General features: G+C 59.4%; 11 protein-coding genes and 1 tRNA gene. 3 read left to right on the top strand and 9 right to left on the bottom strand.

Annotated features, from left to right (window positions below):
- Positions 1-4: 4 nt before the first annotated feature.
- From rlmH to maf, 9 genes are all read right to left on the bottom strand, one after another.
- The gene (gene rlmH / locus HQL56_15820) at positions 5-487 is read right to left on the bottom strand and encodes a 23S rRNA (pseudouridine(1915)-N(3))-methyltransferase RlmH (protein ID MBF0310986.1); all 483 of its coding nucleotides are present in this window, start codon (positions 485-487) and stop codon (positions 5-7) included.
- On the bottom strand, positions 484-864 hold the full coding sequence (rsfS, locus tag HQL56_15815; protein ID MBF0310985.1) for a ribosome silencing factor: 381 nt from the start codon (positions 862-864) through the stop codon (positions 484-486). Before rsfS ends, rlmH begins: the two co-directional genes overlap by 4 nt.
- On the bottom strand, positions 854-1,474 hold the full coding sequence (gene nadD, locus HQL56_15810) for a nicotinate (nicotinamide) nucleotide adenylyltransferase (protein MBF0310984.1): 621 nt from the start codon (positions 1,472-1,474) through the stop codon (positions 854-856). Before nadD ends, rsfS begins: the two co-directional genes overlap by 11 nt.
- Positions 1,471-2,742, bottom strand: coding sequence for a glutamate-5-semialdehyde dehydrogenase (locus HQL56_15805; GenBank protein ID MBF0310983.1), 1,272 nt, complete (start codon positions 2,740-2,742; stop codon positions 1,471-1,473). The genes nadD and HQL56_15805 overlap by 4 nt, the downstream gene beginning before the upstream one ends.
- Before the next feature lie 260 nt (positions 2,743-3,002).
- Positions 3,003-4,250: a glutamate 5-kinase gene (locus HQL56_15800; protein ID MBF0310982.1), complete on the bottom strand. Its 1,248-nt coding sequence runs from the start codon at positions 4,248-4,250 to the stop codon at positions 3,003-3,005.
- Positions 4,219-5,367: a GTPase ObgE gene (gene obgE, locus HQL56_15795; GenBank protein MBF0310981.1), complete on the bottom strand. Its 1,149-nt coding sequence runs from the start codon at positions 5,365-5,367 to the stop codon at positions 4,219-4,221. Before obgE ends, HQL56_15800 begins: the two co-directional genes overlap by 32 nt.
- Positions 5,368-5,462: 95 nt before the next feature.
- Complete coding sequence (gene rpmA, locus HQL56_15790) at positions 5,463-5,714, bottom strand: 50S ribosomal protein L27 (protein MBF0310980.1); 252 nt, start codon at positions 5,712-5,714, stop codon at positions 5,463-5,465.
- 36 nt (positions 5,715-5,750) lie between these two features.
- Entirely contained in the window at positions 5,751-6,059 is a 309-nt protein-coding gene (rplU, locus tag HQL56_15785; protein MBF0310979.1) for a 50S ribosomal protein L21, read from the bottom strand.
- 190 nt (positions 6,060-6,249) lie between these two features.
- Positions 6,250-6,843: a septum formation inhibitor Maf gene (gene maf, locus HQL56_15780; protein MBF0310978.1), complete on the bottom strand. Its 594-nt coding sequence runs from the start codon at positions 6,841-6,843 to the stop codon at positions 6,250-6,252.
- Between the two features lie 374 nt (positions 6,844-7,217).
- Between maf and HQL56_15775 the strand changes: the two genes are divergently transcribed.
- The 3 genes from HQL56_15775 to HQL56_15765 form a co-directional block, all read left to right on the top strand.
- Complete coding sequence (locus HQL56_15775) at positions 7,218-8,210, top strand: polyprenyl synthetase family protein (protein MBF0310977.1); 993 nt, start codon at positions 7,218-7,220, stop codon at positions 8,208-8,210.
- Between the two features lie 30 nt (positions 8,211-8,240).
- Positions 8,241-8,318 (top strand) — tRNA-Pro (locus HQL56_15770).
- A gap of 74 nt (positions 8,319-8,392) precedes the next feature.
- On the top strand, positions 8,393-8,753 hold a 361-nt coding region (locus HQL56_15765; protein ID MBF0310976.1), incomplete at its 3' end, for a hypothetical protein.

Raw genomic sequence — 8,753 nt, 5'->3', positions numbered from 1 at the left:
TATCCTACCGATGATACGGCACCTTGTGCAGGATGGTCATGGCGCGGTAAAGCTGCTCGGCCAGGAGAACCCGGACCAGCAGATGGGGAAAGGTCATGGCCCCGAGGGAGAGCCGCCAGTCGGAACGGGCCAGAGCGTGGGCGTGCAGGCCGTCCGGCCCGCCGATGAGAAAACAGAGGTGTCGCGCTCCCTCCCGGCGATGACGCTCCAGGGCCTGCGCCCATTGCAGCGAGGTGAGCGGCTTTCCTTCCAAATCGAGGGCCACGACCGGCGCCCCCGGCGGCAGCAGCGGTTCCAGGCGTTCCCACTCCTTGAGCAGCGCCAGCTCCCTTGCCGCCGCCCCCTCCTCCCGGCGCGGATGCTCCGCCACTTCGATCAGTCGCAACTCCCCGAATCGCTTGAGCCGCTGACGGTAATCGACGAACAAGGCCGCCGCCCCCTCGGGCATGCCACGTCCCAACGCCAGGACCGTCCACACCAGGCTCATTTGGACCCGGTCGCCCCCTTGGCCATCATGTCGCGCATGGCGTTCAACTGCTCCACCGGATCGGCCCACAGCTTCTCCAGGTCGTAAAACTCCCGCACCTCCTTGCGGAACAGATGCACCACCACATCCTCCAGATCCACCAGGATCCACTCCGCCTGCATCAACCCCTCAACCCCCAGAACCGTGCCCCCGTTGACACTGGCATAACGATCCATCTCCTGGGCCAGGGCCCGCAGATGGGTATCGGAAGTCCCGGTGGCCAGGATGAAATAGTCGGTGAAGGAGGAGCGGCCACGCAGATCCAGGACGTGGATGTTCAGGGCCTTTTTGTCTTCCAGAGCCTGTTGCAGGCCCTTGGCGAGTTCGTCACTGGTCATTGGCATCCCGATAGAGTCGATGGGTGTGAATGTAGTGTTCCACCGCTTCCGGAACCAGAAAGCGGATGGAGGCCCCCTTGGCAAGTGTGGCGCGAATCTGCCGGGAGCGGATGTCCAGAAGCGTCACCGGCTGCAGTAGAACCCGGCCCTTGCCGAGATGCTCCTGCAAAAAGGCCCCCCCCGGTGTGGCCGACCACTCCAGAGGAAAACCGGGGCGGGTCAGAATCACCAGTCGGGCCAGTTCGGTCAAGCGTTGCCACGACTTCCAGAGATGCAGCTCGCTGACCAGATCGCTGCCCATCAGGAAGAAGAGTTCCGCGCCCTCATGGCTTCGCCCCAGCTGCTGCAAAGTCTCCACGGTGAAGGAGAGCCCCTCCCGCACGGCTTCCCGATCCGAAACCGCCAATCCCGGCACCCCCTGCACCGCCAGTGTCGTCATGGCCAGACGATGTTCCGCCGCCGTCGCCGCCGACTTGAGCGGATGGTTCCCCGAAGGAACCAGCAACAGGGTGTCCAGGGAAAGGTTCTCTCTCACCTCAATGGCCAGACGCAAATGGCCAATGTGCGGTGGATCGAAGGAGCCCCCCAGGATACCCAGGCGCAAACTCATTTTCGCAGTTGTCCGTTGCCGAGAACGATATATTTCCGGGCCGTCAACCCTTCCAAGCCCACCGGGCCGCGCACGTGCAGTTTGTCGGTGGAGATGCCCATCTCCGCTCCCAAACCGAACTGGAAACCGTCGTTGAAGCGGGTGGAGGCGTTGATCATGACGGCGGAGGAGTCGACCTCCCGCAGAAAGCGCATGGCCCGTTGATGATCCCGGGTCACGATGGTTTCGGTGTGGCGGGAGGAGTGCTGATCGATATGTTCCAGGGCCGCTTCCAGGCTCGGCACCACCCGGATGGCCAGAATCGGGGCCAGAAATTCGGTGTCGTAATCCTCCGCACCGGCGGGAACCACCGAAGCCGCCGCGCCCACCAAAGCGATGGTTTGTGGGCAACCCCGCATTTCGCACCCCGCCGCGGCCAGCACTTTGGCCATGCGGGGCAGAAATTCGGCGGCCACCGCCTCGTGGACCAGCAGCGTCTCCGTGGCGTTGCACACCCCGGTGCGTTGCATTTTACCGTTGAAGGTCAAGGCTTCCGCCATGTCGAGATCGGCGCTTTCATCCACGTAGGTGTGGCACAATCCGTCCAGATGCTTGATCACCGGGATGCGGGATTCTTCCACGATGCGGGAGATAAGCCCCTTGCCACCCCGGGGAATGATGACATCCACATAGCGATCCATCTTCAGCAGGGCGCCCACTGCGGCGCGGTCGCTGGTGGCCACGATCTGCACCGCCTCCTGGGGCAGACCCGCCCGTTCCAGGCCATCGGACAGCAATCCGGCGATGGCGCAGTTGGAGTGAATGGCTTCCGAACCGCCGCGCAGGATCACGGCGTTGCCCGATTTGAGGCACAGCCCCGCCGCGTCGGCGGTGACGTTGGGGCGCGATTCGTAGATCACGCCGATGACGCCCAGGGGCATGCGCATGCGCCCCACCTGCATGCCGTTGGGCCGGGAGCGCAATTCGGTGATTTCGCCAACCGGATCCGGCAATTGGATAACCTGGCGCAGGCCTTCGGCCATTTCCACGATGCGCGCCGTGGTCAGGCGCAAGCGGTCCACCATGGCGGAGGGGAGGTTGTTGCGTTGGGCCTCGGAGAGGTCTTTGGCGTTTTCCGCCTGAAGTTGGCCGGAATTTTCCAGCAGACGATCGGCCATGATCTCCAGGGCGCGATTCTTCACTTCTCCGGAGGCGCAGGCCAGCAAACGGGCGGCCTGGCGGGCCTGACGGCCCATGGTGGTCATCATGGATTCGATTTCGGTGGACATGCACGGAACTCCTTCGCGACCCGATCAGAATATACTTCAATTTTTTGACTTTTAATATTTATCTTTTAAGTATCAAAAAAAGAAAATGTTCTATCCTTTGACTTTTTATATTTTATAAATCTTTCAAGAGACTAAACAGAATAATATTTTTTCTTGAAATATTTCTTCAAGATATTATTAACAAATCAAAAATAAAGTCAAAAGACAGAACATTTCCTTTTTTTGATACTTAAAAGATAAAATATTAAAAGGCAACGGATTCAGGCCTCCGGCAGAATTTCATCCCCTTCGGAAAAGGTCTCCAACACCACCAGATCGTCGCGATGAATCACCTCTTCCCCGGCGTCACTGCCCAAAATGGTGCGAATCTCCCGGGAATGGTGACCCTTGATGCGTTTCAACTCCTCCGCATCATAATGAACCAAACCTTTAGCAATGATGCGTCCCTCCGGTGAACGGCAATGCACCGCATCACCCCGGTCGAAACCACCCTCCACCGCCACGATGCCCTTGGCCAGAAGGCTTTTGCCCGCCAACAGGGCCAGCACCGCTCCGCCATCCAGCACCAGCTCTCCCGTGGCCGCCAGTCCGTTGGCTATCCAGCGTTTGCGACTGCTGATGGGATTGCCCTGCGCCAGGAACAGCGTACCCGGATGACCCTCACCCTCGAAGATACGCGAAACGGGGTTGTCCAGAAAGCCGTTGGTCAACACCGTATGGCAACCGCTGCGGGCCGCCATACGGGCGGCGGCCAGTTTGGTCACCATGCCCCCCTTGCCGACGGCGCTGCCGGCGCCTCCCGCCAGGCTTTCGATCTCGGGAGTGATGCGTTCCACCAGCGGCAAATGGTGCGCCTTCGGATCAAGACGGGGATTTTTGCTGTACAAACCGTCCACATCGGAAAGCAGCACCAACATGTCCGCTTCCACCAAACCGGCCACCATGGCCGCCAAACGGTCGTTATCGGAAAACTCCCGCAGTTCCAGAGTGACCACGGTATCGTTTTCATTGACCACCGGGATGAGGCCCAGTTCCAGAAGGGTGATCAGGGTATCCCGGGCATTGAGATAACGCCGCCGGTGATGCACGTCGTCACGGGTGATCAGAATCTGTCCCACATGGATGCCGTGAGGCGCGAAGGCTTCGGCATAACACCGCATGAGCAGACCCTGACCGGCGGCGGCAGCAGCCTGTTTCTCCCGCAGACAGGCGGGGGAACGGTTGAGTCCCAGTTTGGGCAGCCCCGCCGCCACCGCGCCCGAGGTGACCACCACCACCTGGCGGCCCTGGGCACGCAAACGGGCAATCTCTCCGGCCCGGGCATCGATCCACTCCTGCCGCAGGCTGGAACCCCCTCCGGTCAACAGGTTGGAACCGATCTTGATGACCACCCGCCGGGCCTGACGCGCCCGAAGCCAGCCGTGACGCAGACGGGATTCCAGGGTTTCGTCACCGGGGTTCGACAAACCGGTCACCTTACTCCCGAACCCAGATGCAGGTGACTTCATCGTCCCCCTCCTCCTCGTCATCCTCCTCTTCGCAATCCTTCTGCAGCAGATTCCCGGCCCGGGTGGGGGCATCTTCCAGAGCGGGACGCCAATGGCGCGGATTCTCCTCGCGCTCTTGCCGAAGCTGCTGGGCCAAGGCCTCCTGCAACTCGTCCATGCCTTCGCCGCTCAGAGCGGACACGGCAAACAGAGGCCGCTTCTTGCCAACCCATTTGCGCATGCGCTTCAACAGCTTGGCCCGCTTCTCCTCCGGCACCAGATCCCACTGGGAAAGCACCACCCAACGCGGTTTTTCCGCCAGTTTCGGGGAATAGGCCATCAACTCGTTGCTGATGATGTCGAAGTGGTCCCGGGGATCGCTCTCGTCCATGGATGCGGCAGCCACCAGATGCAGCAACAGGGCGCATCGCTCCACATGACGCAGGAAGGTATGCCCCAATCCCTGCCCTTCGCTGGCTCCCTCGATCAAACCCGGAATGTCGGCAATGACGTATTCGAGATCGACATCGAAGCGCACCACTCCGAGACAGGGTTCCAGGGTGGTGAAAGGATAGTCGGCCACTTTGGGACGCGCCGCCGAAACGGCGGAAATGAAGGTGGACTTGCCTGCGTTGGGCAGTCCGACCAGACCGATGTCCGCCAGCAGTTTCAACTCCAGACGCACCCACATCTCCTGGCCCGACTCCCCGTCCTTGGCGATGTAGGGCGCCCGGTTGACCGAACTGCGGAAATGGGGATTGCCCGCGCCTCCACGTCCGCCGGGCAGCAGAACCACCTCCTCGCCGGGAGTGGAAAAGTCGTGGATCAGGGTGCCATCGGCGTCGTTGCGCACCAGGGTTCCCACGGGAACCGAGACCACAAGCGGTTGCGCCGATGCTCCGGTACGGCGTTTGCCGGCACCGTTGGCCCCGCGTTTGGCGTGGAAATGCTGCCGATAGTGAAAAGCCAGCAAGGTATTGCACTGGGGATCGGCCCGGAAAACGACATCACCGCCCCGGCCCCCGTCTCCACCATCGGGGCCACCTCGCGGTATGTTCTTTTCCCGCCGGAAGCTGACAATGCCATTGCCACCGTCGCCGGACTGGAGGTGGATCTTGGCTTCATCGAGGAACGACATAGATGAAAAAACGAGAAAAACGGTCTACCCGCTTTTCTCGTCCTCCTGATGCGACAGACCGTGAACCCCCCGGCCCGGGCCGGGGGGGTGTCGACTTACGCCGCCACCACGTCCACGAACTGACGATTATGACGATGGGCGAAGGTGACCTTGCCCTCGGTCAAGGCGAACAGGGTGTGATCCCTGCCCATGCCGACGCCCAGGCCGGGAAAGGTTTTGGTGCCCCGTTGCCGCACGATGATGTTGCCGGGCATGACCACTTCGCCGCCATACTTCTTGACGCCGAGGCGACGCCCTGCCGAATCACGACCGTTACGGGTACTACCCCCGGATTTTTTGTGTGCCATGATGCTCTCTCCTTGTCATCGGAAAGTCGAGTCGGGTTACTGGATGGCGGTGATCTTCAGCTCGGTCAGTTCCGACCGATGGCCCTTGCGCCGACGGTAATTCTTGCGGCGACGCTTCTTGAAGACCAGAATCTTCTTGCCGCGAATCTGGCGCATGATGGTTGCGCTGACCTTCTTGCCGGCCACGGCGGCTCCGACGGCGGCTTCGCCCTCTTCACCACCCACCATCAGAACCTCGTCCAGGGTGATTTCCGCGCCCTGGTCCCCGGGAATGCGATCCACCTGCAAGATATCGTTTACCGTAACCCGGTACTGTTTTCCGCCTGTTTTCACTACCGCATACATGGCAGTTTCCTTAAAAAAGCGAGCTGGCTGTTTTCGGCTGCTGTTCCATCCCTGGATGAATCCGCCACGGATCACTTCCGCGCAAGTCTCTCCCCCGGACCGCATAACCCCTCCGGAATCATGTACGATGTACAGGATTCCGGGAACCGGCAATTATGCCACCGTTTGAGTGGATGTCAATGAAAACTCATCATGACCATGCAAGCTCCTGCAACAAAGCCAGACTTTCGCACAAAGGCAAACCGGCCACCCCGGAACAGGATCCCTCCAGCCGGGCCACCAGAAAAGCGCCGACGCCCTGCAGACCGTAGGATCCCGCCTTGTCCAGGGGTTCTCCGCAATCAACGTAGGCGGCGATCTCCTCCTCGGTGAGGTCCTTGAACCACACCCGGCTTTCCACGATACATTCCCGCACGGCGCCATCCGCCGGACGCCAAACCGCAACGCCGGTCAGCACCCGATGGTCGCGTCCGCCGAGAAGACGCAACGTGGCCCTGGCCTCCTCCGGGGAGGCGGGCTTGCCCAGCAACACCTCGTCGAGTACAACCACCGTGTCGGCCCCGAGGACAAGCTCCTCGGCAATCGGCCCGATGGCCAGGGCCTTGGCCCGGGCCAGACGGGTCACATAGCTTTCCGCCTTCTCCTCGGGCAGGGGGGATTCATCCACCTCCACCGGCTGCACCCGGCACGGAACGCCCGCCTGCGCCAGAAGATCGCGACGACGCGGAGAGGCCGAAGCCAGACAAAGGCGCTTGCCACCCAAAAACCAGGAAGGAGCTGTCATGATCGACCTCCAGGCTGTTTGCAAAACCGTGATGCAAGTCTTCAGGCTATGGTTAGGAAACCAAAATGACAAAGTCAACGAATAGAACATTTTCTTTTTTTGATATTTAAAAGACAACATATTAAAAGGAAGAATATTTAGGGAATATTTTGGCTTGGCGGCGGGGGCTTGCCCCGGAGAAATTTCCGCACCTCTCCGTGCAGATGATCTCTTGACCGTTCCAGTTCCGCAAGGCGATTATGGCAAATTGGAGTCTTGGCAGGTCGGAGGCGCGGGATTTCCCGGTTTCGGCTGACAAGTTGCGTGCCTGGAACCGGTTCGTCGTTGACGACCGGATTGTTACAGAATCAACCGTCGAGTTCTCACATCCGTCCATGTCCCTATCTTCCTCCGAAGTTCTCGAACGACTGCGCGCCTTGATCGGATCCGATCTGGATCAGACCAATCGCATTATTCGGGAGCAACTCGACAGTCAAGTTGACTTGATCCCCACTCTGGGCACCCACCTCATCGAAGGAGGGGGCAAGCGGCTGCGTCCCATGCTGACCCTGCTTTGCGCCCGACTTTGCGGTTATCAGGGGGAAAATCACGCCTTGATGGCGGCAGGAATCGAGTTCATCCATACCGCCACCTTGCTGCACGACGATGTGGTGGACAAGTCCAACACCCGTCGTGGTCGGGCCACGGCCAATTCGCTCTGGGGCAACAAGGCGCCGGTGCTGGTGGGTGATTTTCTCTTCTCGCGGGTTTTCCAGATGCTGGTGAATCACGGCTCCCTGGCGGTTCTCAAGATCGTGGCCGACACCTGCGCCATCATCTCGGAGGGCGAGGTGATGCAGCTTGTCGCCAGCAACGATTTGAAAACCGACGAAACGCGCTATCTGCAGGTGGTGGAACACAAGACCGCTTCCCTGTTTGCCGCCGCGTCGCGGCTGGGTGCGGTCGTCGCCGGACAGCATCCCGAGCTGGAGGAGCGGCTGGCCCGTTACGGGCTGCAACTCGGCATCGCCTATCAGGTGGTGGACGACTCCCTGGACTACTCGGCCAAGCAGGAAACCCTGGGCAAAACCATCGGCGACGACTTCCAGGAGGGCAAGATCACCATGCCGGTGATTCACGCCTATCGCAACGGCACCCCGGAAGAGCGCCATTTCTGGGAAACCGCCCTGGAGCGGGGTCTGCTTCCGGAAGGCAGTCTGGCCAAAGCCATCGGTCTGGTCCAGGAGCGGGGCTCCCTGGCCTATGCCATGAGCCGCGCCAAAGAGTTCGTCAAAGCCGCCAAAGAGGCTCTGGAACCCTTCCCCCACTCCCCGGAAAAAGAGGCATTGCTGTTGTTGGCCGATTTTTCCGTTGACCGGGAATACTAAGCCGTTTTACATTGGGCGGCTTGTCGTTATCGGGGTGTAGCTCAGTCTGGCTAGAGCGCTGCGTTCGGGACGCAGAGGTCGCTGGTTCGAGTCCAGTCACCCCGACCAATAAAATTGAAGGGTCAGTTGGGTTTCCATCTGACCCTTTTTTTTTGGTAGATAAGACCAAAGGAGAATCATAAATGGCGCAAGGCGATAATGAAAGAACATTAGAGATGCGCAGAGAAAGTATAAGAGATAGTAAAGATGCTTATGAGTATGAATTGATGGATTCGAATATCAAAAGGCTCTGCAAAACATTAAGGATTCATCTGGAGAAATGCGGCTACAAAATCTCCCCCAAAAGAGATCATAATATCCTTATCAATATAATTCGATCTCTGTTCGAAGCCCAGGACAGAAAGCCAATGTTTCATATTGAAGGGACTCCATTGCCACTTTGCTGGAATTCACCAGCGAAGGGTGGTTGGGATTTGACGTATATAAAATATGAATGGGGACATCTGAAGTCGATTAACCAAAACCCAAATTTGGCCTATCATA

The sequence above is a fragment of the Magnetococcales bacterium genome (assembly GCA_015231925.1).
Classification (GTDB): Bacteria; Pseudomonadota; Magnetococcia; order Magnetococcales; family JADGAQ01; genus JADGAQ01.
This window is presented reverse-complemented; position numbering and strand designations above follow the sequence as displayed.

Excerpts from the sequence above, each read along its gene's own strand:
- rlmH (MBF0310986.1), bottom strand. The coding sequence starts at position 487 with ATGAGCCTGGTGTGGACGGTCCTGGCGTTGGGACGTGGCATGCCCGAG.
- rsfS (MBF0310985.1), bottom strand. The coding sequence starts at position 864 with ATGACCAGTGACGAACTCGCCAAGGGCCTGCAACAGGCTCTGGAAGAC.
- nadD (MBF0310984.1), bottom strand. The coding sequence starts at position 1,474 with ATGAGTTTGCGCCTGGGTATCCTGGGGGGCTCCTTCGATCCACCGCAC.
- HQL56_15805 (MBF0310983.1), bottom strand. The coding sequence starts at position 2,742 with ATGTCCACCGAAATCGAATCCATGATGACCACCATGGGCCGTCAGGCC.
- HQL56_15800 (MBF0310982.1), bottom strand. The coding sequence starts at position 4,250 with ATGAAGTCACCTGCATCTGGGTTCGGGAGTAAGGTGACCGGTTTGTCG.
- obgE (MBF0310981.1), bottom strand. The coding sequence starts at position 5,367 with ATGTCGTTCCTCGATGAAGCCAAGATCCACCTCCAGTCCGGCGACGGT.
- rpmA (MBF0310980.1), bottom strand. The coding sequence starts at position 5,714 with ATGGCACACAAAAAATCCGGGGGTAGTACCCGTAACGGTCGTGATTCG.
- rplU (MBF0310979.1), bottom strand. The coding sequence starts at position 6,059 with ATGTATGCGGTAGTGAAAACAGGCGGAAAACAGTACCGGGTTACGGTA.
- maf (MBF0310978.1), bottom strand. The coding sequence starts at position 6,843 with ATGACAGCTCCTTCCTGGTTTTTGGGTGGCAAGCGCCTTTGTCTGGCT.
- HQL56_15775 (MBF0310977.1), top strand. The coding sequence starts at position 7,218 with ATGTCCCTATCTTCCTCCGAAGTTCTCGAACGACTGCGCGCCTTGATC.